28 protein-coding genes are annotated in these 24,926 nt (G+C 71.5%); 12 read left to right on the forward strand and 16 right to left on the reverse strand.

What is annotated here, in order from left to right; all coding sequences use genetic code 11:
- The first annotated feature begins 15 nt into the window (after positions 1 to 15).
- The 3 genes from DEJ04_RS01005 to DEJ04_RS01015 are packed head-to-tail and all read left to right on the forward strand — an operon-like array spanning position 16 to position 3,169.
- Positions 16 to 969, forward strand: a complete 954-nt coding sequence (locus DEJ04_RS01005; RefSeq protein ID WP_111028862.1) for a carbohydrate ABC transporter permease — start codon at positions 16 to 18, stop codon at positions 967 to 969.
- Positions 966 to 1,838 carry a carbohydrate ABC transporter permease gene (locus DEJ04_RS01010; protein WP_111045728.1) on the forward strand — a complete coding sequence of 291 codons (873 nt, stop codon included), beginning with the start codon at positions 966 to 968 and terminating at the stop codon, positions 1,836 to 1,838. Before DEJ04_RS01005 ends, DEJ04_RS01010 begins: the two co-directional genes overlap by 4 nt.
- Before the next feature lie 53 nt (positions 1,839 to 1,891).
- The gene (locus tag DEJ04_RS01015; protein WP_111045730.1) at positions 1,892 to 3,169 is read left to right on the forward strand and encodes a family 1 glycosylhydrolase; all 1,278 of its coding nucleotides are present in this window, start codon (positions 1,892 to 1,894) and stop codon (positions 3,167 to 3,169) included.
- Positions 3,170 to 3,227: 58 nt separating this feature from the next.
- On the opposite strand, the gene DEJ04_RS01020 is transcribed toward DEJ04_RS01015, so the two are convergent.
- Positions 3,228 to 3,623: a MerR family transcriptional regulator gene (locus DEJ04_RS01020; RefSeq protein WP_027466874.1), complete on the reverse strand. Its 396-nt coding sequence runs from the start codon at positions 3,621 to 3,623 to the stop codon at positions 3,228 to 3,230.
- A gap of 95 nt (positions 3,624 to 3,718) precedes the next feature.
- Between DEJ04_RS01020 and DEJ04_RS01025 the strand changes: the two genes are divergently transcribed.
- Together DEJ04_RS01025 and DEJ04_RS01030 are read left to right on the forward strand one after the other, a co-directional pair.
- The gene (locus tag DEJ04_RS01025) at positions 3,719 to 4,420 is read left to right on the forward strand and encodes an SDR family oxidoreductase (RefSeq protein ID WP_111045732.1); all 702 of its coding nucleotides are present in this window, start codon (positions 3,719 to 3,721) and stop codon (positions 4,418 to 4,420) included.
- 122 nt (positions 4,421 to 4,542) lie between these two features.
- On the forward strand, positions 4,543 to 5,529 hold the full coding sequence (locus tag DEJ04_RS01030; protein ID WP_111045734.1) for a matrixin family metalloprotease: 987 nt from the start codon (positions 4,543 to 4,545) through the stop codon (positions 5,527 to 5,529).
- A gap of 108 nt (positions 5,530 to 5,637) precedes the next feature.
- Here the strand turns inward: DEJ04_RS01030 and DEJ04_RS01035 are convergent, their stop codons facing one another.
- On the reverse strand, positions 5,638 to 6,288 hold the full coding sequence (locus tag DEJ04_RS01035; RefSeq protein WP_111045736.1) for an NAD(P)H-binding protein: 651 nt from the start codon (positions 6,286 to 6,288) through the stop codon (positions 5,638 to 5,640).
- A 136-nt stretch (positions 6,289 to 6,424) separates the two neighbouring features.
- On the opposite strand from DEJ04_RS01035, the gene DEJ04_RS01040 reads away from it, so the two are divergent.
- On the forward strand, positions 6,425 to 6,910 hold the full coding sequence (locus DEJ04_RS01040) for a DUF4126 family protein (RefSeq protein WP_163342984.1): 486 nt from the start codon (positions 6,425 to 6,427) through the stop codon (positions 6,908 to 6,910).
- A gap of 151 nt (positions 6,911 to 7,061) precedes the next feature.
- The gene (locus tag DEJ04_RS01045) at positions 7,062 to 8,033 is read left to right on the forward strand and encodes an NAD(P)-dependent oxidoreductase (protein ID WP_111045741.1); all 972 of its coding nucleotides are present in this window, start codon (positions 7,062 to 7,064) and stop codon (positions 8,031 to 8,033) included.
- Between the two features lie 9 nt (positions 8,034 to 8,042).
- Here DEJ04_RS01045 and DEJ04_RS01050 read toward each other — a convergent pair whose 3' ends face one another.
- From DEJ04_RS01050 to DEJ04_RS01065, 4 genes are read right to left on the reverse strand one after another with little or no spacing between them, the layout of a single operon-like run.
- The gene (locus tag DEJ04_RS01050; protein WP_111045743.1) at positions 8,043 to 9,236 is read right to left on the reverse strand and encodes an MFS transporter; all 1,194 of its coding nucleotides are present in this window, start codon (positions 9,234 to 9,236) and stop codon (positions 8,043 to 8,045) included.
- A complete protein-coding gene (locus DEJ04_RS01055) occupies positions 9,233 to 9,937 on the reverse strand; it encodes a carboxymuconolactone decarboxylase family protein (RefSeq protein ID WP_111045745.1) in 705 nt (234 codons plus the stop codon). Before DEJ04_RS01055 ends, DEJ04_RS01050 begins: the two co-directional genes overlap by 4 nt.
- 60 nt (positions 9,938 to 9,997) lie before the next feature.
- Positions 9,998 to 10,201: a hypothetical protein gene (locus tag DEJ04_RS01060; protein WP_071404097.1), complete on the reverse strand. Its 204-nt coding sequence runs from the start codon at positions 10,199 to 10,201 to the stop codon at positions 9,998 to 10,000.
- Positions 10,198 to 11,139, reverse strand: coding sequence for a helix-turn-helix transcriptional regulator (locus tag DEJ04_RS01065; RefSeq protein WP_181437694.1), 942 nt, complete (start codon positions 11,137 to 11,139; stop codon positions 10,198 to 10,200). The genes DEJ04_RS01060 and DEJ04_RS01065 overlap by 4 nt, the downstream gene beginning before the upstream one ends.
- An 85-nt stretch (positions 11,140 to 11,224) precedes the next feature.
- Here DEJ04_RS01065 and DEJ04_RS01070 point away from each other — a divergent pair, with 85 nt between their 5' ends.
- Positions 11,225 to 12,109 (forward strand): aldo/keto reductase, encoded by an 885-nt coding sequence (locus DEJ04_RS01070; RefSeq protein ID WP_111045749.1) that lies wholly within the window; start codon positions 11,225 to 11,227, stop codon positions 12,107 to 12,109.
- 139 nt (positions 12,110 to 12,248) lie between these two features.
- Here DEJ04_RS01070 and DEJ04_RS01075 read toward each other — a convergent pair whose 3' ends face one another.
- On the reverse strand, positions 12,249 to 13,127 hold the full coding sequence (locus tag DEJ04_RS01075) for a helix-turn-helix transcriptional regulator (RefSeq protein ID WP_111028872.1): 879 nt from the start codon (positions 13,125 to 13,127) through the stop codon (positions 12,249 to 12,251).
- Positions 13,128 to 13,182: 55 nt separating this feature from the next.
- Complete coding sequence (locus DEJ04_RS01080; RefSeq protein WP_111045752.1) at positions 13,183 to 14,340, reverse strand: sorbosone dehydrogenase family protein; 1,158 nt, start codon at positions 14,338 to 14,340, stop codon at positions 13,183 to 13,185.
- 110 nt (positions 14,341 to 14,450) lie between these two features.
- On the opposite strand from DEJ04_RS01080, the gene DEJ04_RS01085 reads away from it, so the two are divergent.
- The 3 genes from DEJ04_RS01085 to DEJ04_RS01095 all read left to right on the forward strand — a co-directional run bounded on the left by DEJ04_RS01085 (position 14,451) and on the right by DEJ04_RS01095 (position 16,360).
- A complete protein-coding gene (locus tag DEJ04_RS01085; RefSeq protein WP_111028874.1) occupies positions 14,451 to 14,849 on the forward strand; it encodes a cupin domain-containing protein in 399 nt (132 codons plus the stop codon).
- Complete coding sequence (locus DEJ04_RS01090) at positions 14,846 to 15,517, forward strand: SDR family oxidoreductase (protein WP_111045754.1); 672 nt, start codon at positions 14,846 to 14,848, stop codon at positions 15,515 to 15,517. Before DEJ04_RS01085 ends, DEJ04_RS01090 begins: the two co-directional genes overlap by 4 nt.
- A 201-nt stretch (positions 15,518 to 15,718) precedes the next feature.
- Positions 15,719 to 16,360: a hypothetical protein gene (locus DEJ04_RS01095; RefSeq protein ID WP_146248615.1), complete on the forward strand. Its 642-nt coding sequence runs from the start codon at positions 15,719 to 15,721 to the stop codon at positions 16,358 to 16,360.
- Positions 16,361 to 16,450: 90 nt separating this feature from the next.
- Here the strand turns inward: DEJ04_RS01095 and DEJ04_RS01100 are convergent, their stop codons facing one another.
- The 7 genes from DEJ04_RS01100 to DEJ04_RS01130 all read right to left on the reverse strand — a co-directional run bounded on the left by DEJ04_RS01100 (position 16,451) and on the right by DEJ04_RS01130 (position 23,251).
- On the reverse strand, positions 16,451 to 19,273 hold the full coding sequence (locus tag DEJ04_RS01100) for an ABC transporter permease (protein ID WP_111045758.1): 2,823 nt from the start codon (positions 19,271 to 19,273) through the stop codon (positions 16,451 to 16,453).
- Entirely contained in the window at positions 19,270 to 19,998 is a 729-nt protein-coding gene (locus DEJ04_RS01105; protein WP_071404089.1) for an ABC transporter ATP-binding protein, read from the reverse strand. Before DEJ04_RS01105 ends, DEJ04_RS01100 begins: the two co-directional genes overlap by 4 nt.
- Entirely contained in the window at positions 19,995 to 20,591 is a 597-nt protein-coding gene (locus DEJ04_RS01110) for a PadR family transcriptional regulator (protein WP_258371269.1), read from the reverse strand. Before DEJ04_RS01110 ends, DEJ04_RS01105 begins: the two co-directional genes overlap by 4 nt.
- 178 nt (positions 20,592 to 20,769) lie before the next feature.
- Complete coding sequence (locus DEJ04_RS01115; RefSeq protein WP_027466858.1) at positions 20,770 to 21,651, reverse strand: aldo/keto reductase; 882 nt, start codon at positions 21,649 to 21,651, stop codon at positions 20,770 to 20,772.
- Positions 21,652 to 21,725: 74 nt separating this feature from the next.
- The gene (locus tag DEJ04_RS01120) at positions 21,726 to 22,313 is read right to left on the reverse strand and encodes a YdeI family protein (RefSeq protein WP_111045763.1); all 588 of its coding nucleotides are present in this window, start codon (positions 22,311 to 22,313) and stop codon (positions 21,726 to 21,728) included.
- 32 nt (positions 22,314 to 22,345) lie between these two features.
- On the reverse strand, positions 22,346 to 22,891 hold the full coding sequence (locus DEJ04_RS01125; RefSeq protein WP_111045766.1) for an acyl-CoA thioesterase: 546 nt from the start codon (positions 22,889 to 22,891) through the stop codon (positions 22,346 to 22,348).
- A 123-nt stretch (positions 22,892 to 23,014) separates the two neighbouring features.
- Positions 23,015 to 23,251, reverse strand: a complete 237-nt coding sequence (locus DEJ04_RS01130) for a hypothetical protein (RefSeq protein ID WP_111038398.1) — start codon at positions 23,249 to 23,251, stop codon at positions 23,015 to 23,017.
- Positions 23,252 to 23,363: 112 nt separating this feature from the next.
- Between DEJ04_RS01130 and DEJ04_RS01135 the strand changes: the two genes are divergently transcribed.
- Positions 23,364 to 24,350, forward strand: a complete 987-nt coding sequence (locus DEJ04_RS01135; protein WP_111045768.1) for an aldo/keto reductase — start codon at positions 23,364 to 23,366, stop codon at positions 24,348 to 24,350.
- Positions 24,351 to 24,422: 72 nt separating this feature from the next.
- On the opposite strand, the gene DEJ04_RS01140 is transcribed toward DEJ04_RS01135, so the two are convergent.
- Positions 24,423 to 24,905: an FBP domain-containing protein gene (locus tag DEJ04_RS01140; protein ID WP_071406263.1), complete on the reverse strand. Its 483-nt coding sequence runs from the start codon at positions 24,903 to 24,905 to the stop codon at positions 24,423 to 24,425.
- Positions 24,906 to 24,926: the final 21 nt, after the last annotated feature.

Genomic DNA, 24,926 nt, shown 5'->3' on the forward strand with positions numbered 1-24,926 from the left:
CCTCGGAGGACCCTCGTGACCACGCAGCAACTCGGCCGACGCCGTCGGTACCGACCACCGGGCCAGCTCGGCGGACGATCGCCCCTGAACGGCACGTTCCGCCGCCGCGCCACCATCGTCGGGTTCCTCGCACCCGCGATCGTCATCCTCGGGGCGTTCGTGCTCTGGCCGATGCTCTCGGCGCTCCAGCTGTCGTTCACCGACGCCAGCGGGTTCGGCGACCCGTCGTTCATCGGGTTCGCGAACTACGTCCGGGTCTTCACCGACCCCGACGTCCTGCGGTCCATCGGCAACACCGCGCTCTACTCGGTGCTCTTCACCCCCGTCGCGATCGTCGTCGCCCTGGTGCTCGCCCTCGTGCTGAACCACCCGGCCCTGCCGTTCCGCGGGTTCTTCCGGTCGGCGCTGTTCCTGCCGTTCATCGTGTCCCTGGCCGTCGCCGCGTTCGCGTGGTCGTACCTGCTCGACCCGCAGATCGGCCTGCTGAACCACTGGCTGCAGCTCGTCGGCATCCGGCTCGGCAACGTGCTGCAGGACCCGACGCTCGCGATGCCCACCGTGGTGCTCGTGGCCGTGTGGAAGAACTTCGGCTTCTACATGGTGATCTTCCTGGCCGGGCTGCAGGAGATCCCCACGAGCCTGTACGAGGCAGCGCAGCTCGACGGGGCGAACGGCCGCCAGCGGTTCGCGAACGTCACCTTCCCGATGCTGAGCAACACGATGGCGTTCGTCGTCATCGTCGCCCTCATCGCTGCACTGCAGGCGTTCGATCAGATCTACGTCCTGACCGGCGGTGGTCCGTACCGGTCGACCGAGACGATCGTCATGCAGATCTACCAGTCCGGCTTCAAGGACCTCGACCTCGGGTTCGCGAGCGCCCTGGCGTACGTGCTCCTCATCGCGACCCTGCTGCTCAGCCTCGTGCAGTTCCTGTTCTTCGGGAAGCGCGGAGAGGACACCGCATCATGACCGCGCTCCCCCGTCCCGCGACCGTCGTCCGACGCAGCACCGTGGCCCGTCGACAGCCGTCGATGCGGTGGCTCGGCTTCGCAGCCGTGGCCGTCGTGACCCTGGCGGTGCTGCTCCCCGTGCTCGTGATCGTGTTCACGGCGTTCAAACCGGCGAGCGAGGTCAACGCCTACCCGCCGACGCTGTTCCCGCACACCTGGACGCTCGACAACTTCCGGGCGATCTTCACGCAGCTGCCGTTCGGGCGGCTCATCCTGAACAGCTTCGCCTTCGCCGGCGGTGTCACGGTGTTCGCGCTGGCGTTCGACGCGCTCGCCGCCTACGCCCTGGCACGGCTCGACTTCCGGGGCAGCAAGGTGCTGCTCATCGTGATCGTCGCCAGCCTGATGATCCCGTTCCAGGCGACGCTCATCCCGATCTACCAACTGGTGTCCGACCTCGGGTGGGTGAACACGTTCGCGGGGCTCATCGCGCCGCGGGCGGCCGACGCCTTCGGGATCTTCTTCCTGCGGCAGTTCTTCGTGTCGCTCCCCCGCGACCTGGACAACGCGGCGCGGATCGACGGGGCCTCGGAGTGGCGGATCTTCCAGAGCGTCGTCCTGCCGAACGCCGTCCCCGCCCTGCTCACCCTCGGCATCTTCACCTTCGTCAACAACTGGAACGACCTGCTCTGGCCGCTGGTGTTCACCACCGACCAGGACATGGGGACCATCACGTCCGGCCTCACCCTGCTGACCGGACCCGGCGGGATCATCCCGCAGGGCGTGATGATGGCCGGCGCCCTGATCGCCGTGCTGCCCCTCGCCGTCATGTTCCTGCTCGTGCAACGCCGCTTCATCGAGAGCGTCGCCAGCACCGGGCTCAAGTGACGACGACACCGCACGAGCCCGGAGCGGCCGTGCCCACCACGAAACGAGACACCATGCACTGGTCCGACGACGGCAGGCTGCACTTCGCCCTGGGCATCGAGGACACCTTCGTCCCGCAGGCCCGACCGGGTGAACGGCCCATCGACGAGTACGAGCTCACCGACCACTACCGGCAGTACGCCGCCGACCTCGGGCTGGCGGTCGACGTCGGCGCCGAGCTCCTGCGCTGGGGCGTCCCCTGGTACCGGGTCGCCCCCGAGCCGGGCGTCTGGGACTGGTCGTGGGTGGACGGCGTCATGGCGCGGTTCCGCGAGACCGGCCTGCGCCCCGTCGTCGACCTGCTGCACTACGGCACACCGCTCTGGCTCGACGGGCAGTTCGCCCACCCCGACTACCCGGCACACGTCACCGAGTACGCCGCCCGGTTCGCGGCGCGGTACGGCGACGTCGCCACCGACTACACGCCCGTCAACGAGCCCGTCATCCACGCCCTGTTCTCGGGTGAGTACGGGTACTGGCCCCCGTACCTGACCGGCGCCGAGGGGTCGGCCCGGATCGCGTCCGCTCTGGCCAAGGGGTTCGTCTCGACGCAGCACGCGATCACCCGCGAACTCGGAGACGCCGCCACCTTCGTGCACGTGGACGCCGGCATCCGGTACGTGGGCGACGTCGACGCCCCGGAACACCGCGACACCGTCGCCCGCCTGCGCGCCCAGACGTTCCTGGTCGAGGACCTGGTCACCGGTGGCGTCGACGACGCGCACCCCCTGGTCGGTCGGCTGCGGTCCGGGGGTGTCACCGACGCCGACCTCGACTGGTTCCGGCAGCACGCGGTCCGGCCCGACGTGATGGGCGTCAACTACTACCCGCTGCACTCCACCGAGGTCTTCGAGACGGGGGTGCACCACGGCGGCGGGTTCGCCGACCCGCGGCCCTACGAGGACACCGGCGTCGAGGGGCTCCGCGACGTGCTCACCACCTACGCCGAGCGCTACGGCGCCCCGGTCATGCTCACGGAGACGTGCGTCACCGGTTCGGTCGAGGAGCGCATCGGCTGGCTGGACGCGTCGGTCACGGCCGTGCGGGAGCTCCGCGACGAGGGCGTGCCGGTCGTCGGCTACACCTGGTGGCCGCTGTTCGACATGTACGAGTGGACCTGGCGGCACACGGACGCCCCACGCCAGGAGCACCTGCTCACGATGGGCCTCTTCGACCTCGTCGAGGACGGCGCGGGCGGCCTCGACCGTCGCCGCAACCCGGTCGCCGACGCGTTCGCTGCGCACACGCGACAGGAACGGGCCGTTGCATCGGCCCTGTCGGCGACCCCGTGACGGACGGGAGGCCCGTGGCGGAACCGCCACGGGCCTCCAGACCGTCAGGTGCCGCGTCTCAGGCCGCGACCGGCTCCGCAGGCCGGTCACGCAGCGCCGGGCAGTGCTCGGCGGTGGGGTGCTCGGTGATCGCGATGACCTGGTCGAGCCGCCCCCGGACCGCCTCGAGCTCGGCCAGCTGCGCGGTGATCCGGTCCCGCTCCGCGATGAGCAGCGCGAACGACTCCGGCGTCGACTCCCCACGGTCGACGCAGGGCAGCAGCTGCACGATCGTGCGGCTCGCGAGCCCGGCGGCGAACAGCTGCTGCACGAGCTGGACCCGCTCGACGGCTGCGTCCGTGTAGATCCGCTGCCCGCTCGCGGTGCGCGACGCGGTGAGCAGTCCCTGCTCCTCGTAGTACCGCAGCGAGCGGACGCTGACGCCGGTCTCGGCCGCGAGGTCGCCGATGCGCATGTGTGCTCCGATCCGGGCTTGCCCCTGACATGGATGTGAGGTCTTAGCGTAGCCGAGCCGCTGCGGGAGACACCCGCGCGGCAGGAGGAGACACCATGGACATCGCTGGATCGGTCGCACTCGTCACCGGCTCGAACCGCGGCATCGGACGCCGCTTCGCCCTGGAGCTGCTGGAGCGCGGTGCGTCGAAGGTCTACGCGACCGCACGCCGCCCCGAACTCGTCGACGTCGAGGGCGTCGTCGCGCTGCCCCTCGACATCACCGACCAGGCCTCGGTCGACGCGGTGGCCGCCGCCGCGGGCGACGTGACGCTGCTCGTGAACAACGCCGGCATCTCGACGCAGGGATCCCTGGTGACCGACGACCTCACCATCGTCCGGAAGGCCATGGACACGCACTTCTGGGGCAGCCTGTCGATGATCCGCGCCTTCGCACCGGTGATCGAGCGGAACGGCGGCGGCGCGGTCGTCAACGTGCTGTCGGCCCTGTCGTGGTTCGCGGCGCCCGGCGCGGGTGGCTACGCCGCGGCGAAGGCGGCCGAGTGGAACATGACGAACGCCGTCCGCCTGGAGCTCGCCGACCGGGGCATCAGCGTGCAGGGACTCCACCTCGGTGCGGCCGACACCGACATGATGGGCGACTACGACGGCCCGAAGACGGACCCGACGGACGTGGCCCGAGCGGCACTCGACGGTGTGGAGCGTGGCGCGGCGGAGGTGCTCGTCGACGACTGGAGCCGGATGGTGAAGGCGTCGCTCGCCGATGCACCGGAGCCCTTCTACGCGCAGATGGCCTGAGCCGCCGCCCCTGACTGGGGGCGTGTCCCCGCAGCGCAGTCCTGGACCCGCTGCGTGGTCATCGGCGAGCATGGACCCCGATCAGGAGCGGGGGGCACGTCGCCTGCCGCTGGAAGGGAACCATGCGTCCTGTCAGGAACGCGCTGAGCACCGGGGCGATCGTCGCGATCCTCGCCGGCCTCACCATCACCGCAGCACCCGCCCAGGCGGCGACCCCGGGGGCCGGCGCGAGCTGCGCCCCCGGGACCCTGTCGGTGCAGACGCTCGAGAGCGGCTGCACGGCGACGTCCGGCACGGTCGTGACGCCGGACGGACGCACCTTCGCGCTCCCCGCGCCGGGTGAGAGCGTCATGGCGAGCAGCTCGGCCGCCCCCGGGGCGCCCGAGCTCGCCGACGTCCTCATCGCGAACAACGGCTCCGCCGGTGTCGCCGTCCGCGTCGACGAGGCCTGGACCGGTTCGGCCCCCGCCGTCCAGCAGGAGCGTGCGCAGAGCCAGGCCGCGACGGCGCAGGCCGCCCCCGCCGCGACGACCGCTGCGACCACGAAGTGCACGAGCACGGCGTACAAGGCGTCCGGCTACACCTGGCCGAGCACGGTCAAGTGGTACTACAACCAGACCGGGCAGAAGTCGACGTACGCCAAGGACGCCCTGCGCAAGGGGGCGAACGCCTGGAACGGCACGATCTCGGCGTGTGACCGCACCGTCACGTCGACGGCGAAGAACGACTACCTGCGTCTCGCGACCCAGAAGCCCAACCTCACCGACCAGGGCGGCTGCTCGCGGAACAACGGCTACAACGTGATGGGCTGGGGCAAGCTCCCGACCGGAACCCTCGGCGTGACGTGCGTCTGGTTCGACGGCAACGGCAACGCCCGCGAGGCCGACCAGCGCTACGCCACCGGCTTCAAGTGGAGCTCGACGGCCACCTGCTCGGGCGCGCGCTTCGACACCCAGGTCGTCGCGACCCACGAGTGGGGTCACCTGTACGGCCTCGACCACGTGAAGACCGGCACCGGCCAGGTCATGGAGCCGTCCGGCGGCTACTGCGAGCTCGACGGCCGCACGCTCGGCCGTGGCGACATGACGGGCATCTCGACGCTCTACTGAGCTCGACGCTCTGCAGGGACACGGACGGGGTCGTGGCGGAGAACCGCCGCGACCCCGTTGGTCTGTCTGTGGGTCTCGGTCAGGCCGCGTCGGCGCGGTCGGTCTTGGTCAGACCGCGTCGGCGCGCAGGAACTCCGCCACCGGGGTGGACCCCGTGTTGAACCGGAAGGTGTTGCCGGCCGTGCCCGGGTTCTCGACCACGTCGGCGACCACGTGCGCCACGTCACCGCGCGGCACCTGGGTCGACGAGCCGTCCCAGTCGACGGAGCCGGTCGGCTCGTCGTCGGTCAGGGTGCTCGGGGCGACGATCGTCCACTGCAGCCCCGAGTCGCGGAGCACGGCGTCGGCGATCATCTTCGACTGCGCGTACGCGAAGAAGTCCTGGTCCTGCGGGACGCCGTGGTCGAGCTGCGAGCCCGAGAACGACACCATGACGTAGCGGTCGACGCCGGCCTGCTTCGCCCCCTGGATCGACAGCACCGCAGCGTCGCGGTCGATCGCCCAGGTCCGGTCGACGGACCCGCCACCGGCACCGGCCGACCACACCACGGCGTCGTGCCCGCGGACGAGTTCGGCGAAGTCGTTCAGGGACTGCTGCTGGATGTCCGCGACGAGCGGTTCGCCGCCGTGGGCTCGGATCTCATCGGACTGGTCGGCGTTCCGGATGACGGAGGTGACCGTGTGTCCGCGCTCGGACAGGATGCGGGTGGCGAGGAGTGCGACCTTGCCGTGGCCGCCGAGGACGATGACGTTGCTCATGGGCCGGACGCTACTCGGGGCGGCTCCGTGCCCGGGGAGCGCCCGGGGAACGCCCGACGTCCGCCCGTCGCCCGCGATGCTCGGAACACCCGAGGTCACCGTGCGTACCGTCGGGGGCAACACGACAGGAGTCACGATGAGCAAGCAGCACGAGCAGCACACCCTGGTCCGCACCCTGGTCCTCGGCATCATGAGCGGCGGCCGGAGCGCCACCCCGCTCGCCGTCCTCGCACTGAACCACGACCGGTCCTCGCTGAAGGGTTCGTGGCAGCAGTGGAAGGTCTTCAGCACCCCGGTCGGCCGCGGGCTGCTCGTGGCCTCCGCCATCGGTGAGCTCATCGGCGACAAGCTGCCGAAGACCCCGAACCGCATCGCCCCCTCGGCGCTGCTCGGACGTGTCGCGTCCGGTGCCCTCGCCGGTGCCGCCCTCGGCACCACGGGCAAGCGTGACCTGCGCATCGAGGGCGCGATCCTCGGTGGCGTCGGTGCCCTCGTCGGCAGCTTCGTCGGCTGGGGTGCGCGCAAGGCCCTCGGGGGTGCGGGCCTGCCCGACCCCGTCGTCGCGCTCGCCGAGGACGCCGCGACCATCGCCGGTTCCGTGAAGGTCATCACCGCCGACTGAGCGCGCCGCTCGTGCGCGGCGCTCGTGGGCGCCTCGCTCGTGGGCGCCGCGCTCGCCGCGGGCGCGTTTCGTGAGCAGGAACGGTCGGGGCGCACCGCCGCACCCGACCATTCCTGCTCACGATGCGCACGCCTCGGCCTACGGTGGCCCCATGCACATCGTCGTCATCGGAGCCACCGGCCACATCGGCTCGTTCCTCGTCCCCCGTCTCGTCCGCTCGGGTCACCGGGTCGTCGCCGTCACCCGCGGCACGAGCACCCCGTACGCCGACGCCCCGGAGTGGCAGCAGGTCGAGCGGATCACCGCCGACCGCGAGCAGGAGGACCGCGACGGCACCTTCGGCAGCCGCATCGCCGCACTCGGTGCCGACGCCGTCGTCGACCTCGTCTGCTTCACCGAGTCCTCCGCCGCAGCGCTGGTCGACGCGCTCCGCGGTACCGGTACGCACCTGGTGCACTGCGGCTCGATCTGGCGTGCGGGGGCGTCGCACGTGCTGCCGATCACTGAGCAGAGCGCGACCCCGCCGTTCGGTGACTACGGCGTCCAGAAGGATGCAATCGCCCGGATGCTCATGGAAGAAACCGCATCAGGCGGTTTGGTCACGACGTCGCTGCACCCCGGTCACATCAGCGGTCCGGGCTGGATGCCGATCGGTCCACTCGGCAACCTCGACACGTCGGTGCTGACGAAGCTGTCCGCCGGCGAACCGCTCGAGGTCCCCGGTCTCGGCGCCGAGACGATGGCCCACGTGCACGCCGACGACGTCGCGCAGGCGTTCCAGCTCGCGGTCGAGCACCGCGATGCGGCGGCTGGCGAGGACTTCTTCGTCACGGCTCCGACGGCGCTCACCGCGCGCGGGTACGCCCACCTGGCAGCGTCGTGGTTCGGCCAGGAGGCCCGGCTCGACCCCGTCACGTGGGACCGGTTCCGCGAGACCACGGCTCCAGAGCACGCTGACGCCAGCTGGGAACACCTGTCCCGCAGCCAGGTCTTCAGCACCGAGAAGGCGCGTCGTCTGCTCGGCTACGCGCCGGCGTTCACCGCCGAGGAGACCGTGCTGGACGCCGTGCGCTGGCTCGTCGACCACCGTGAGCTCGAGGTCGCGAACCCCCTGGTCCGCTGAGCCCCGTGATCAGGCCCGCTCCGGCTCGACCACGAGCCCACGGTTCCGGTGCACGACCCAGACCGTCGCGGCGAACCCGGTAAGCACCGCGGCGCCGATCGTGACCGCCGTCCAGCCCCCGGCGTTCCACAGCACCGACGCCAGCGCGGAGCCGATCGCTCCGCCGATGAAGTTCGAGGTGACGAAGGCCGTGTTGAGCCGGCTCCGCGCGGCCGGGTCCACCGAGAAGAGCCGGGTCTGGTTGAGCACGTTCGCGGCCTGCACGGCGACGTCGAGCAGCAGCACGGCGAGCAGCACCACGACGATCGAGTGCGCACCGATCCCGGCGACGACCAGGGAGACGAGCAGGAGCACGATCGCTCCCCCGGTGACGGGTACCGACAGTCCCCGGTCGTGCAGCCGCCCGACCCGCTGCGCCGCAACGGCACCCGCGAGCCCCACCAGGCCGACCAGCCCGATGCTGCTGGTGGAGAAGTCGTAGGGGTCGCTGCTCAGCAGGAACGTCAGGGCGGTCCAGAACATCGTGAACACGGCGAACACCGACGAGCTGATCACCAGCGTGACCTGGACGGTCCGGTGGGTCCGGACGGCACGGAACACCGACAGGATGAGCTGCGGGTACGGCACCCCGCCGCGGGCCTCGAGCTCCGGGATGGCGCGCCGCAGCAGCACGGCGAGGACGATCGCGACGACGGCGGCGAGCACGTAGATCGCGCGCCACCCGAACGCGTCCGCGACCAGGCCGCTGATCGTCCGCGACACGAGGATGCCGGTGAGCACCCCGGACGCGATCGTGCCCACGACGCGTCCGCGCTGCGCGGGGTCGGCGAGGTCCCCGGCAAGCGGGATGAGGAGCTGCCCGGCGACCGTGGTCAGCCCGACCAGTGCCAGGGCGACCAGGAGCGTCGCGAAGGTCGGAGCGATCGCGGCGAGCAGCAGCGCGACGGCGGAGGCGACGAGCACCCAGGGGATCAGGCGCCGGCGGTCGAGGACGTCCCCGAGCGGCACGACGAGCAGGATGCCGAGGGCGTAGCCGACCTGGGTCAGCGTGACGAGCAGCCCGGCGAGCGACGCCGAGGTGCCGAGCGACGATGCGATGTCGTCGAGCAGTGGCTGCGACCAGTACAGGTTGCCGACCGCTGCTCCCCCGGCGACGGCGAACAGCAGGGTCCGGCCGGTCGACATCGAGTGGTCGGTGGTCATGCTGCGGGTGCTCCCTCGTTCACGGCGGCCAGGGCGTTCAACGTGCGCGGGTAGCCGATGAGCGGGACGAGCACGGTCAGGACGTCCAGCATCTGCTGGCGGGTGTTCCCGACGTTCAGGTTGCCGGCCACGTGCCCCTGCACCTGGGCGTCGGCCCCGCCGAGCGCCGCGAGCAGCGCGAAGGTCAGGAGTTCACGGGTGGGCAGCGACAGCCCGTCCCGGCCGACGGTGTCCCCGAAGCAGTTGCCGGACAGGAACCGCTGGAAGTGCACGGCGTCCGCGGGGGCGTTCTCGTACATCGCGTCGACGCGGTCCGCACCGACGACGGCGCCCTGCACCGCTCGGCCGCGCTCGAGTCGGTCCGCCGGGGTCGTCGTCGACTGTCCGGCCAACGGCAGGGTGACCCCACGGGCGACCAGTACGGCGTTGGTGATCGTCAGGAAGTTGCCGACGCGTGCGGAACCGACGTAGGCCACGGCCTGGTAGACGATCTCCTTCGCCTCGGTGGGCGAGAGCGGACCGTCGAGGGCCTCGTCCAGCCGATCGCGGAACGCCGTCGGCGCCCCGGCCGCGATCGTCGCACCGACCTGGACGACCACGCGGTCGTGCTCGCTGAGTGATGCGTTCCGCAGGGTCTCGTCCACGAAGTCGGCGTGGTACCGGGCGAACTCGGGGTCGGGGTCGGTGTCGGCGAAGGTCATGTCCTCGACGCTAGGGCCGACCGCAGGGCCGTGACAGGTGCTGTCCTCCCCCCTCAGCCGTCACCGTCGCCGGAACAGCTCCCCCAGGTGCCACGGCCCGGGCGCGAGCCGCACCGCTGCCTCGGCTCGGACCCGCTCCTCGAGTTCACGGTCGCGGGTGAGCTCGTGGATCTCCTGCTCGGCACGCCACCGGAACCGCAGTCGGCCGAGGAACCCGGTCGGCGGAGCCGGGACGACGGTCTCGACGGACTCGGTCTCGTTCACGCGTCCTCCCCGGCAGCAGCGGCAGCAGCACCAGCGACGGAAGCAGCACCGGCGACGGAAGCGGTCGACGCAGCCGCCGCACTCGTCGCACCGGTCGCGCTCGTCGCCGCGAGGTTCGCCAGCAGCTGCAGCCGTTCCTCGGACGCCGAGCCGGGCTCGGTGCCGTACACGACCATGGTCAGCCCCGAGTCTGTGACGAGCTCCATCGTCTCGTAGCTCATGTCGATGTCGCCCACGTCAGGGTGGTGCACGCGCTTCACACCGCTCCGGTGCCGCATCACGTCGTGTGCGGCCCAGCGCCGCCGGAACTCGTCACTGCGGGTGGAGAGCTCCCCGATCAGGTCGGTCAGTCCCTTGTCGAACGGCGAGCGGGCCGCCTCGGCGCGCAGGGCGGCGACCACGTCGCCGGCGACCGAGTCCCAGTCTCGCCAGAACTGCTGACCGCGCGGGTCGAGGAACGCGAAACGCGCGGTGTTCGGGGTGCCGGAGCGCGACAGGAACAGCGGCGAGTACACCGCTCGGGCGAGCGCGTTGCCGGCGAGGAAGTCGAACCGGCCGTTGCGGACCCAGGCCGGGGCGCTGATCGAGTCCAGCACCCGCTGCACGTTCGGCCGGACCTTCGACGTCGGGATCGTCCGGCGTGAGGCACCCGAAGCGTTCTGCAGACGGGCCAGGTCGAACAGGTGCGCGTGCTCGGCATCGTCGAGAAGGAGCGCGCGGGACAACGACTCGAGGACGCTCTCGGAGACCCCGGTCAGGTTTCCGCGCTCGAGGCGGACGTAGTAGTCGACGCTCATCCCCGCGACGAGTGCGAGCTCTTCGCGCCGCAGTCCCTTGACGCGGCGGACCCCACCGAAGTCGGGCAGACCGACCTGCTGCGGCGTGACGCGCTCGCGGCGTGTGCGGAGGAAGTCGCGCACTTCGCTTCTGGTGTCCATGCGTCCACGGTACGGCCGGCCGGGTGCCGGAAGCAGGGGTTGCTGGTACCCGTCAGCAGGGGGTCGGCGGCGTAGCGTCGTCGGCATGGAGACAGTCACCCTGAACAACGGACTCGAGATCCCCGCCATCGGTTTCGGCGTGTTCCAGAGCGCCCCGGAGGAGACCGTGGACGCCGTCCGCACGGCGCTGGAGACCGGGTACCGCCACATCGACACCGCCGCCGCGTACGGCAACGAGCGCGAGGTCGGCGAGGGCATCCGCGCCTCGGGCGTCGACCGCGACGACATCGTGGTCGAGACCAAGATCTGGGTCTCGGACTACGGCTTCGACGAGACCCTGCACGCCTTCGACAAGGCCACCGGCAAGCTAGCCTTCGACACGATCGACGTGCTGATCCTGCACCAGCCCGCTCCCGACCGCTTCGAGCAGACCGTGCAGGCGTACCGGGCCCTCGAGCGCCTGTACGCCGACGGCCGGGTCCGCGCGATCGGTGTGAGCAACTTCATGCCCCACCACCTGCGCTCCTTGCTCGAGCAGTCCGACGTCATCCCGGCGCTCAACCAGGTCGAACTGCACCCGTACTTCACCCAGCCGGACGTCCAGCGCGCCGACGCCGAGCACGGCATCCTCGACCAGGCGTGGTCCCCCATCGGTGGCATCACGTTCTACCCCGGCTGGGGCGACGAGCGGGTCAGCGTGATGGACGACCCGACGATCCGGTCGATCGCCGAGGCGCACGGCAGGACGCCGGCGCAGGTGATGCTCCGCTGGCACGTGCAGCAGGGACGGAACGCGATCCCCAAGTCGACGAACCCCGGTCGCATCGCCGAGAACTTCGACGTCTTCGACTTCGCGCTGACGGACGACGAGCTCGCGCGGCTCGACGCCCTGGACACCGGCCGTCGCAACGGCCCGGACCCGGACGGGACGGACACGAGCCGGTTCGACCGGGTGATCCCGGAGGTCTGACGCGACCACGAGCGGCCGGGAGGCGCGGTGCGGGCCCGCCCCGTCCTCCCTCGCAGGCTCGGTCGGCGCGGCCCGCGTGACGCTGGCGCGTCACCGCTGAGCGGGCCGCGCCCGACCATGCGGTGGTCGCACCACCGCGTCAGGCGAGCTGGCGCGCCCGCTCCGCGATGCCCTCGGTCGCCGCCCACGAGGCAAGCACCCGCAGGGCGTCGGCCGTGGGGCTGCCCGGGGTCGCCGGGTAGATGGTGAGCGCGAGCCCCGGGTCCTCGGCGAGTTCGAGCGTCTGGAAGTGCAGTTCGAGCGGCCCCACGACGCTGTGCCGGAACGACTTCACGCCGGCGTAGTGGCGTCGGACGTCGTGCGCTGCCCAGAGCTCGCGGAAGTCGTCGCTCCGCATCGACAGCTCGCCGATCAGCGCGGCGAGGTCCTTGTCGTTCGGCGTCCGGCCCGCTTCGCGGCGCAGGATCGCGACGTTCGTGTGCGCGGCCCGCTGCCAGTCCTGGTAGAAGTTCCGCGCCTGTGGGTCGAGGAAGATGAAGCGCGAGAAGTTCATCGGCCGCGCCGGTGCCGCGACCAGGTCCGAGTGCATCGCGAAGCCGAGCGCGTTCGCGGCGACGATGTCCTGCCGGTTGTTGATGATCATCGCCGGGGCGTCCGTGACGACGTCGAGCAGGTACTGCAGCTCGGGCCGGACGGCAGCGACGGGCACGACACGACCGGCGCGACGCGGGGTCTCGTTCTGGTGCTGCGACAGGTCGCGCAGGTGCTCCTGCTCGGCGGGGTCGAGCTGCAGGGCCCGGCCGATGGCGTCGAGCACGCTGTCCGAGACCCCCTGCAGGTTCCCGCGCTCGAGTCGCGTGTAGTAGTCGATGCTGACGCCGGCCAGGCGTGCGACCTCTTCTCGACGCAGCCCGGTGACGCGGCGCCGTGTGCCGAAGGTCTCGACGCCGGCCTGCTCGGGGGTGATGCGGGCGCGACGGCTGGAGAGGAAGTCGCGCGCTTCGTCGCGGTGGTTCATGCCGTCACGGTACTTCGCCCCGTCCGGCGCGAGCGAGGGGCTGCGGGAACCCCTTTCACGTGCGCGTGAACGGGACGGAGACGATCCGGTCGTCCCCGCTCGACGGTGTCCCGCGGCCGTCGGTGTTGTTCGTGACGAACCAGAGCGTGTCCGACGGGCCCTCGAGCACCGTCCGGATGCGGCCGAAGTCGCCCGCGAAGTACTCGGTCGCCGTGCCGGGGTCGTCGGCGGGGACCGCCCGGAGCACCTCGCCCCGCAGGTTCGCGACGAACACCGTGTCGTCGACGACGGCGAGGCCGCTCGGGGACGCCTCGTCGGTGGACCACTGCTGCACGGGGTCGACGAAGCCCTGGTCCTCGCCGCCGGTGCCCTCGACCTCGGGCCAGCCGTAGTTCGACCCGGGCTCGATCACGTTGAGCTCGTCGTTCGTGTTCTCGCCGAACTCCGACGCGAACATCGTGCCGTCCGACGACCACCCCATGCCCTGCACGTTGCGGTGCCCGAGGCTCCACACCGGCGACCCGTCGATCGGGTTGTCGGCGGGGACGTCGCCGTCCGGGGTGAGCCGCACGATCTTGCCCGCGAGCGACTCCTCGTCCTGCGCGTCCGTGCTCGCGCCGGCGTCCCCGACGCTCGCGTAGAGCATGTCGTCGGGCCCGAACGCGATCCGCCCGCCGTCGTGGAACGTGTTCTTCGGCAGCCCGTCGATGATCGTCGTCGCCTCGCCGAGCCCCCACGACCCGGTGCTCCCCATCAACTCGTACCGCTGGATCCGGTTGCCGTCGTCGGCCGTGGAGTACACGAACAGGTCGTCGTCGTGCAGCGCGAGCCCGAGCAGTCCGCCCTCGCCGCCGTGGCTGACACCGTCGACCGTGCCGACCTGGCGGGTGGTGCCGTCGGACCGCAGCTCGAGCACCCGGGCCGAGTCACGCTCGCTGACCAGTGCGTCGCCGTCGTCACCCGTCAGGACCACCGACCAGGGAGCCTCCAGGCCGGTGACCACGTCGGTGGTGTCACCGTCGAGCGCCACCTGACCGGCCGACAGGTCGGCGGGCGCGGTCGCGCGCGCCGACGGCGAACCGCCCCGGTCGGATCCGTCCCGCTCTGCTCCGTCGCCGCTCGTGCAGGCGGTGAGGGCCAGTGCGGCGACGGCGGCGAGGCCGGCCACCGACCAGCGGCGGCGGCTGCGGGGCGTTCCGGCGGGTGTGTCCACGATGATCCTCCCGGGGTCGTGGGTCGATCACACACGCTGCGTTCGGGAAACCCCTGAGGGGGTCTGTCGGCACCTCCCGACGGTGCGCACGGCGGCCTACCGTCGTCGGCATGCAGATCGAACCGAAGCAGCCGACCGTCAAGAACCCGCCCGAGCAGTTCACCGGCGACGTGTACCTCGACGCCATCGCCTCGCCGAAGGAGCCCGGTCAGACGATGACCGTCGCCAAGGTCCGGTTCCTGCCCGGCGCCCGCACCGCCTGGCACTCGCACGCCAAGGGCCAGACCCTGCACGTCACCGAGGGTGTCGCGCGGATGGGCACCCGGGACGGCCGCGTCATCGAGGTGCAGGCTGGACAGACCGTCTACACGCCGGCCGGCGAGGAACACTGGCACGGCGCGACCCCCACCGACTACATGGAACACCTCGCGATGCTCGAGGCCGCCGCCGACCCGGCGACGACCACCACCTGGCTCGAGCACGTGAGCGACGAGGAGTACACCGCATGACCACCATCGCCATCGTCGGGGCCGGCAAGGGCCTCGGCCTCGCCGTCGCCGAGCGCTTCGCCCGTGAGGGCTTCGCCGTCGCCCTGATCTCCCGCAACCAGGACCGCCTGGACGGCCTCGCCGCGGAACTGCGCGAGCGCGGTCACACCGCCGCCGGGTTCGCCGCGAACGTCCGTGACGGGGACTCCCTGCGCACCGCACTCGAGCGCGCCACCGAGCAGCTCGGCCCCGTCGAGGTGCTGCAGTACAGCCCGCTCCCCGCCAAGGAGTACATGCGCCCCGTGCTCGAGACCACGGCGGACGACCTGGTCGGCCCGATCGAGTTCTCGGTCTACGGCTCGGTCAACGCCGTCCGCCAGGTGCTGCCCGGCATGCGCGCGATCGGCCACGGCACGATCCTGTTCGTCAACGGCGGCAGCGCGGTCCGTCCGGGCGCCCGCGTCACCGGCACGTCCGTCGCCTTCGCGGCCGAGAGCGCCTACGCGCAGCTGCTGCACGACGCCGTCCGCGACGAGGACGTCCACGTCGGCCAGCTCATCATCCCGTTCGGCATCGACGACGGGCAGCCCGAGCACTCCGGGGAGTCCATCGCCGACCGTCTGTGGGCGATCCACACGGAGCGCGGCGACTTCCGCACCTACGCGGAGGCGCTGCCCGAGCTCCCGTGATCGCGGCGCTCGCCGCTTCGTGAGCAGGAATGGTCGGGTCCGGCACAGCGACCCGACCATTCCTGCTCACCATGTGACGGACTGGAGGCCCGTGGCGACGCCGCCACGGGCCTCCAGTCCGTCAGTGCGCCCGATGGGTCCCGAGTCGTAGGCGGGACACCAGAGCGCCGCGCTGCGCGACGGTGCCGCTAGCGTCGCGGCGTGGAACCACGAGCTTTCGACGGTGCAGCCTGGGCAGCCCTGATGCTGCTCATGCCGACATCGGTGCTGTTCGTCGCAGCGGCGCTCCGTCGACTCCGGCTCCCCCGCTGGACGTGGCTGCTGTACCTGCTCGGCGTCGCAGGCGGACTCGCGTTCCTGCACGTCGCCGGGCACACCCGGTACGAAGCACCGGACACCGGATCCGGATCGAACTGGTGGGACTTCGGGCAGTTCGTCGGACTCGGCCTCGGGAGGATCGGCATCGGCATCAACGCCGTCGCGGCGACGGTGTGGATGCTGCGTCGTCCTCGGCTGCCCGACGACCAGCTCGACCGACGTGAGAACCGCCTGGTTGTCCTGTCCTACCTGGTGATGGCGGTGGCGTCCGCACTGCCAGCGATGTGGTGGGGCATCGGTCTCGGGATCGTGCCACTCCTGATCGAACTGCCGATCGTGGTGGCGGGATGGGTCTGCCTGGCGGTGGCGGTGGTCCTGTACCGCCGCCGGATCCTCGCGGCGCCGGGAGCCGACCGCTCCCTCGGGCCCGTGTGGCCTGTCGACGCGATCGTGGTCGCCTGGCTCGTGGGGACGCTCGCCGGCGGCCCGCTGTTCGCCGGGAGCGGTCTGCCGGTCACTTCGTGAGCAGAAGACGTCGAGTCCGAGCAGCCGACTCGACATCTTCTGCTCACCAAACGAAGCCTCACGCAGCGCGCGGCTCAGGCAGCGCGCGCGTCAGTGCGCCCGTCGCACCGCCACCCGCCGCCGACCCCGCGAGGTCAGCCAGGCCCCGGCCGTCACCACGAGGGGCAGGCCGATCGCGAGCAGCGCCAGCACCGGCCAGTCCGGCACGAACGGCATGTGGTTCACCCCGACCGGACTCTCGGTGAACCGCAGGGTGAGGGCGCGGATCGGCAGGAGTCCGAGGAGTGTCCCGATCACCGAGCCGACCGTGGCCAGGATCGCCGCCTGCCAGGTCGACACCCCGCGGCGCAGGCGCGGTGCGGCACCGATGGCGTCGAGCACTTCGTCGTCCCGCCGGCCGTCGGACCGTGCGAGTCCGATCGCCACCGCCGTCGCACCGATGGTGACGGCCGCGGCCAGTGCGAGCACGATCGCCCGGATGATCGCCTCGTTGTCGGTGGGGCCGGCTTCGTACATGAACGACGGGCCGCTCCACCGTGCACGGTCGTCGCCGCCGAAGCTCTGCCACGCCGAGCTCAGCTCGTCCGCCTGGGCCGGGTCGAGGTCGTGGGGCAGCGTCGTGACGAGCATGCCGTCGACCACGGGCACGCCGTACTGCTCGGCGGTCGCCTTCGTCATGAAGACGCCGACCTGGATCCGCGGGGTCTGCACGTCGAGTACCGCGGGGATCGAGACGCTGGCCGCCGGTCGGCTGCGCTCGGTGATGGGGTCGCTCTCCCACGTCCGGTCGTGGAAGGTGTCGACGCGGACCGCACCGTCGTGGGCGTACTCGGGCCAGAGCGACACGGCCTCGCCGCCCTCGAGCGCGTCCCGCACGGCGGCGGACGGCCGGTGCCCGGTGAGCACGGCGTAGTCGTCCACGGTCCCGGTCCAGATGTGCGGGCTCGACACGCTCGCCGTGTCCAGGTAGTACGAGCAGCTCGTCGTGTCGTTCGCGGGGCAGTCGTACGCGCTCCAGCGGTGCGGGATCGTGACGGTCGAGGGGGTGTCGCCCGGCTGCTCCTGCGCGACACCGAGCACCCGGATGCGGTCCTGGTCGAAGACCCCGGACACCACCTTCGCGGCGTGGGCCGTCAGTTCTGCGTCGTGGCGACCGGTACTGCCGCCGTCCTTCGTCTCGGTCTGCACCTCGGCCGTCGCCACCCCGACCGCCGTGGAGTACTCGTATCCACGGACGTACTGGGCGTGGCTCGACGCGCTCCACGTGATCACGACGGAGGCCACGAAGACGACGCTCATGACGCTCGCCAGCACCGGCACCGTGCGGACCGGGTTGCGGCGGGCGTCGCGGGCGGCGAGCCGGGCGGACAGACCGGCCCGCGAGGTGAGCCGGGTGATCAGGGCGAGCAGCCACGGTGAGCAGATGGCGATGCCGAGCTGCATCAGGCACGGCCCGATCGCGACGCCGGCACCGACGACGTAGGCCCACCGGTCGTGCTGCACCGGGCGGTCGTTGAGCATGAGGACGCCGACGCCGCACGCCATCGTCATCACGGCTCCGAGGACCATGAGCAGTGGGCCCCAGATGCGCCGACGACGGCGGGCCGGACGGCTGACGGGCACCGGACGGAGCGAGCCCCGCAGCGCCGCGAGCACGTTGATCCGGGTCGCCGACCGTGCGGCGACGAGCGCCGAGACGAGTCCGGCGAGCACCCCGGCGGCCGCGATGGACAGCAGCAGGAGCGGCGGCACGTGCAACCCGGGGAACGACGCCACGTTGCCGTTGTCGATCAGTCGGTAGGCGAGCACACCGATCCCGGTGCCGGCGGCGACCCCGAGGACCGCGCCGACGAGCCCGAGCACCAGGCCCGACCCGGCGACGATCGTGCGGACGAACCGCTTGTCGCCGCCGACGCTCGTGACGATGGCGTACGAGCGGGTGTCCGCCCGTGTACCGACCAGGAACGCGGCCCCGGCGAGCAGGGCGACCTCGAACATCGCGAAGACGCCGAGCAGTCCCATCGCCCCGAGGTACCAGCCGAGCGACGAGCCCAGCTGCCCACCGGGGAGCCGGGCGTCGGGCGGGTCGAGCACGACCGGACGCGACTGCACGATGATGCCGTGCGCGTTGAGCTGCCGGATCTCCGACCACGTCGGGGCGTCCGACGGCAGGTACACGGTGACGTCGGTGAGCCCCACGTCGTCGGTGGTGTCGGTCGTCGAGAGCGTCGTGCCCCAGGGCAGGAACACGCCCTGCGAACCCGGGTCCGTCCCCAGGTCGGTCATGGTGCCGGTGATCGTGAAGCGCTTGGTGACCGGGTCGGTCAGGTCCACCGTGTCGCCGATGTGCGCCCCGAGGCGTTCGAGCGTCGCCGGCGTGACCATGAGCTCACTGCGCGTGGTCGGCGTGGAACCGTCGAGCACGTGCCAGTGACCATCGAGTGACGGATCCCAGACGCTGCCCTCGACGGCGGTCAGTCCGACCGGGCCGTGCGCACCCTGGAGCACGACGGGCGCGCTGCCCACCGGGATCGACAGGGCGCCGTCGGGCACGTGGGCCAGGACGTTCGTGAACGGTGAGTCCTCGTCCGACTTCGTGACGGGGCTGTTCCGCTTCGAGTCCGTGGACTGCCACTGGACGGGGTCCTGCACCATGCCGGGCAGGTCCGGGCCGGACACCCGCATCTGCGCCGATGCCTGGCCGAGGTCGTAGTCGAGCCGCTCGGTTGCGGTGGCCTGTGTGGACTGCACCACGACGGCGACCGCGGCGAACCCGGCGGTGGGGATCCCGATGAGCGCGATGATCAGTGCCGCACGGCCCGCCTTCGCGAACGCCAGTCGACGCCCCAGACGGAGCGCCGGTCTCAGGGCGAACGGCGTCCGGCCGGTCCCGGCACGCCGACCCCGGCTCACGAGGCGGTCCGGTCCGTCAGCGCGGCCTCGACGCCCGAGTACACGGTCTCGTCGACCACCCGACCGTCGCGCAGGAACACGATCCGGTCCGCCCAGGCCGCGTGCCGGGCGTCGTGGGTCACCAGGAGGGCGCCGGCTCCGGCGTCGACGTGCCGACGGAGCATGCGGAGCACGACCTCGCCGGTCTGCGAGTCGAGGGCTCCGGTCGGTTCGTCGGCGAGCACGAGCCGGCGCTCGCCCACCACGCCGCGGGCGATCGCGACGCGCTGCTGCTGGCCGCCGGACAGGTCGTCCGGGTAGGCGTCGGAGCGGTGCGACAGCTCGACGTTGTCCAGCGCGAGCTCCGCGGCGCGGCGGGCCTGCGAGGCCTTCCACCCGTCCAGCTCGAGCGGCAGTGCCACGTTCTCGACCGCGGTCAGCGAGGGGATCAGGTTGAAGTCCTGGAACACGAACCCGATGAGCCGGCGCCGCAGCGCTGCGAGCTCCTTTGCGGGACGGTCGGACACGAAGGCGCCGTCGATCAGCACCTCACCGCTCGTCGGCGGCAGCAGGGTGCCGGCGCAGGCGAGCAGCGTCGACTTGCCCGACCCCGAGGTGCCCATCACGGCCACCATCTCGCCACGCTCGACCCGCAGGTCGATGCCGGCCAGGGCGGTGACGGCCTTTGCACCGGAGCCGTAGTGCACGCTCACGGCGTCGAGCTGCAGGAGCGGTGCGGCGGTCACCGTGCGCTCCGCGGAGCGGAAGCCGCAGCGGCAGCGGAAGCCGCAGCGTCGGCACTGGCAGGCGCCGCCGGGTGCTCGTCCGGCCGGTACCGCGCGACGCTCGACTCCACGTGATCGAGCCAGCGCACCTCGGCCTCGGCCTGGAACACCATCGACTCGAGCACGAGCGACCACGCCAGGTCCGTCGACGGGTCGGTCGTCCGCTTCAGCCGCGTCAGGTCCTGCAGGTTCCGGATCGCGGCACCGCGCTGCACCTGCACCAGCCGGGCGACGTCGACTCCGGGCACCGTCACGGCGAGGGCGAACTTGATCGCCAGCTCGTCGCGGCCGCGCTTGGCCGGCACGGGCTCGCTGAACCAGCGTGCCACCTCCGCGCGACCCGCGTCGGTCGCCGTGTAGACGACGTGTCCGTCGTCGTCGGCGTCGCCGCGGGCCACCAGGCCGTCGCGTTCCAGGCGGTCCAGGGTCGTGTAGACCTGGCCGATGTTCAGCGGCCAGCTCCCGCCGGTGCGGTGCTCGAACTCCCCCCGGAGCTGGTACCCGTAGCCGGGTCCCCCCACCAGCAGCGCGAGTACGCCCATCCGAACGCTCATGACAATTCCCCTGTCCCGGGCCACCGTGGCCATACTGAGTATGCACATACCCGGTATGCGTGCGCAAGCACGGATCTGGAGAGGGCGGGAAAACGGACGGGAGGCGCGGTGCCAGCTGGCACCGCGCCTCCCGTCCGACCGGTCGTCGCGTTCGCGACCCGCGGTCGCGTCCTGAGGGTCAGTGACCCAGCTTCGCCAGCTCCTCGAACTCGTCGTCGGTCAGCTCGACGGTGGCACCCGCGAGGTTGTCCTCCAGGTGCGCGACGCTCGACGTGCCGGGGATCGGCAGCATCACCGGGGAGCGCTTGAGCAGCCAGGCGAGCGCGAGCTGCGCCGGGGTGGCACCCTTGCGCTCGGCGATCTCGGTGAGCGGCGAGTCCTCGCCGGTCAGGCCACCCGTGGCCAGGGGGAACCACGGGATGAAGCCGATGCCCTGCTCCTCGGACCAGTCGAGCAGCTCCTCGGCGTCACGCTTCTGCAGGTTGTAGAGGTTCTGCACGGAGACGATCGTGGCGATCTCCTGCGCGGCCTTGACCTCGTCGACGGAGACCTCGGACAGGCCGATGTGGCGGATCTTGCCCTCGTCCTGCAGCTTCTTCAGCTCGCCGACCTGGTCCTCGAGCGGGACCTTCGGGTCGATGCGGTGCAGCTGGAACAGGTCGATGCGCTCGAGGCCCAGGCGTCGGAGGCTCATCTCGGCCTCTTGCCGGAGGTACTCGGGGCGGCCGACGGGCGGCCAGACGTTCGGGCCGGTACGGGTGAGGCCGGCCTTCGTGGCGATGACGACGTCGTCGCCGTAGGGGTGCAGGGCCTCCTTGAGGAGCTCCTCGGCGACGTAGGGGCCGTACGAGTCGGCGGTGTCGAAGAAGTTCACGCCAAGCTCGACGGCGCGCTTGAGGACGCGGATCGCCTCGTCGTGGTCCTTCGGCGGTCCCCAGACGCCGGGGCCGGTGAGCTGCATGGTGCCGTAGCCGAGCCGGTTGACCTCGAGGTCGCCGCCGATGCGGAAGGTGCCGGAGGACGCGGCCGGACGGTTCGTGGTGTCAGTGCCTGTGGTCATGTCCCCGGTCTACGCCCGGTGCGTTGCCGGTCCCTGAGTCGGTGTCCCCCGACCGCTTTCCGGGTTCGCAGGGTCTACGGACGGGTGGGTCGCGGGTACGGGGTCTCGCCGCGTTCGAGTCCGCCGACGAGCTTGGTGAGCCGGTTCGTCCGCACCGTGGCGTTCGGGGCGGTGGTGATGCGGTGCAGCACGGCGTACCGGTTGGTTGCGTCGAGCTCGGCGAACAGCGCGGCGGCTGCGGGGGCGGCGTCGAGCGCGGCCTGCAGGTCCTCGGGCACCGTGGCCGTTGCCGAGCCGGCGTAGGCGCGGTCCCACCGGCCGTCAGCCTTGGCGCGCTCGATCTCGGCGTGCCCGCGCTCCCGCATCCGCCCCTCGGCGATGAGTGCGGCGACCAGGCCGAGGTTCCGCTGCGACCACAGCGAAGCCTTCCGGCGCGGGGTGAACCGCTGGCGGTAGGTCGTGTCGTCGCGCCCGCGCCGCTGCCCGTCGATCCACCCGGAGCAGAGCGCCTCGTCGAGGGCCGTGTCGTACGTCAGCGTCGTCGGCTCCGTGACGCCCTTCTTGGCGAGGACGAGCCACACGCCGTCGGGTTCGTGCTCGTGGTCGTCGAGCCAGGCACGCCACGCGGCGACGTCCGGCAGCACCAGGTCGACGATGTCCATGCGGTCATCGTAGGACCGGGCGGCCGCGCGGGTCAGGCCGCGCCGCTGCTGATCCGGGTCGCACTCGCCCAGTCGTGCACCCAGTCGGGCACGGTGAGGTCGCGGTCCGCGCCACCCGCCGCCTCGAGCAGGTCCGCGGTCGGCACGGTCCCGCCGGAACGCCGCAGGAACCGGGCCTGCACCACGGCGCGGGCCATCACGGCACCCTGCCGCACGAACGTCTGCTCCAGGTACACGGCACGGTCGTCGACCCCGAGCACGTGGGTGCGGAGCTCGAACCGCTGGCCGAGCGTCAACGACCGCTTGTACGTGATCGTCTGCGCCGAGACGACGGGGTACCAGCCGTGCTCGGACAGTGCGGCCCAGTACCCGGAGCGGAGCATCAGGTCGAGCCGACCGAGGTCGAGCATCGACAGGTACTTGCCGTTGTTGACGTGGCGCAGCGGGTCGAGGTCGGTGGGAGCGACCCGGAACGGCGTCCGGACCTCGTCCCAGAGCGACGCCCGGCGGCGTCCACCGACCCGAGCGCGCAAACGGGTGCGCAGCTGCAGCAGGAGCAGTCGGAAGTACAGGTTCACGGATTGATCACACCAGCGCGCGGAGCACTCGTGCGAGCACCTTGGAGGAACCTCACGAAGCGCGGGCAGCCCGGGTCACCGGGGACCCGCTGCTTCCGACAACCGCCGGAGCGGCCGGGTGGGTCAGCCGGAGAACATCCCGCTGGCGGCGCTGCCACCCGGGTGCGCGGTCTTCGACACGCCTTCGGCCGTCGATCGAGCGGCCTCGGCATCGGCCATGGCACGTGACCCGGCCGTGGGGTCGGAGAAGTCCTCGAGGTCCGCGAGCGCCCGCCGCCGACGGCGGTTCTGCACCTCGAGCACGACGAGCAGGGCGCCGAGCACGACGACCACGGCGATGACGATCCAGATGACGACCACGACATTCCCCCGAGCCCAGGGCGTCTGCCCCGCTCCCTCGCAGCCTAGCGGTGCGGAGGCGGGTACAGCCAGTGCCTCCCGCCGTCAGGGGGACCGGGAGTAGACCTGCAGCATGCAGACACGCAAGCTCGCAGACCTCGAGGTCGGACCGATCGGCCTCGGAACCATGGGCATGAGCGCCTTCTACACGGGCGCCGGCACCGACGACGACGAGTCGATCCGCACCATCCACCGCGCGATCGACCTCGGCGTCACCCTGTTCGACACCGCCGAGGCCTACGGCCCCTACACGAACGAAGAACTCCTGCGCCGTGCGCTCGAGGGCCGTCGCGACGACGTCGTCATCGCGACCAAGTTCGGCCTGTACCACCACGAGGCCGGAGAGGAGACGCCGACGCAGCAGCGCGGGATCTCCAGCCAGCCCGAGTCCGTGCGCGAGGCGCTCGAGGGCTCACTCCGTCGCCTGGGCACGGACCACATCGACCTCTACTACCAGCACCGCGTCGACCCGGCCGTCCCGATCGAGGACGTCATCGGCCAGCTCGCCGGCTTCGTGCAGGAGGGCAAGATCCGGCACATCGGACTGTCCGAGGCCGGTGCCGACACCATCCGCAAGGCCCACGCCGTCCACCCGATCACCGCGCTGCAGAGCGAGTACTCGCTGTGGACGCGGGACCCCGAGGGCGACGTGCTCGACACCCTGCGCGAGCTCGGCATCGGCCTGGTGCCGTACTCGCCGCTCGGCCGCGGGTTCCTGACGGGTGCCATCACGAAGCCGTCCGACCTGGACTCCGACGACTTCCGCCTGGCGAACCCGCGCTTCCAGCAGGAGGCGTTCGAGCAGAACATGCGCATCGTCGACGCCGTCAAGGACATCGCGACCGAGGCCGGCGCCACCCCGGCGCAGGTGTCGCTCGCCTGGCTGCTGGCCCAGGGCGACGACATCGTCCCGATCCCCGGCACGAAGCGGGTCTCCCGCCTCGAGGAGAACGTCGGCGCAGCCGACCTGACCCTCACGGCGGACCAGCTGTCGCGCCTGTCGGCGCTGCCGGTCCCGACCGGTGACCGCTACCCCGACATGTCGACCATCGGTCGGTAGACGCGACCGGTTGACGGCCTGGAGGCCCGTGGCGGATCCGTCACGGGCCTCCCGTCCGTCGTCAGTCGCGTCTCAGACCTCGGCGGCGAAGGACGCGGCCCGGACCTGCAGGTCCTCGATGCGCCGGAGGCGCGCTGCCTCGACGTCGTAGCCCTCGTAGGCGGGCGGCGGCAGCTTCCGGACGTTCCGCGAGCACTGGAAGTCCTGGCACACCAGGGTGCCGACGGTGTTGCCGTTCCGCCCGGCCGGCCCGGACCGTTTCGCGCTGTAGAACGCGACGTCGTTCGGCAGCTTGACGTCCTGGCACCACGAGCACTGGGCACGGGAGCGGGGCGAGGCCTCGGCCTGCCGGAACAGGATGCCGATCAGGTCGCCGTCCAGGGTCGGCACGACGGCGTACGCACGCCGACCGATCTTCGGGTCGCGCCAGCCGAGGTAGTCGAGCGCGTCCCAGTCGAGCGTCTCGAAGTCGGCGGGCAGCGTGAGGTCGGACACCTCCTTGCGCGAGGCGTTGACGAAGGACGTGCGGAGGGTCTTCTCCACGATGGGGAGCATGGGTGATCGCTTTCGTGCAGG

Origin of the sequence: Curtobacterium sp. MCLR17_044 (genome assembly GCF_003234435.1) — a bacterium.
Lineage (GTDB): Bacteria > Actinomycetota > Actinomycetes > Actinomycetales > Microbacteriaceae > Curtobacterium > Curtobacterium flaccumfaciens.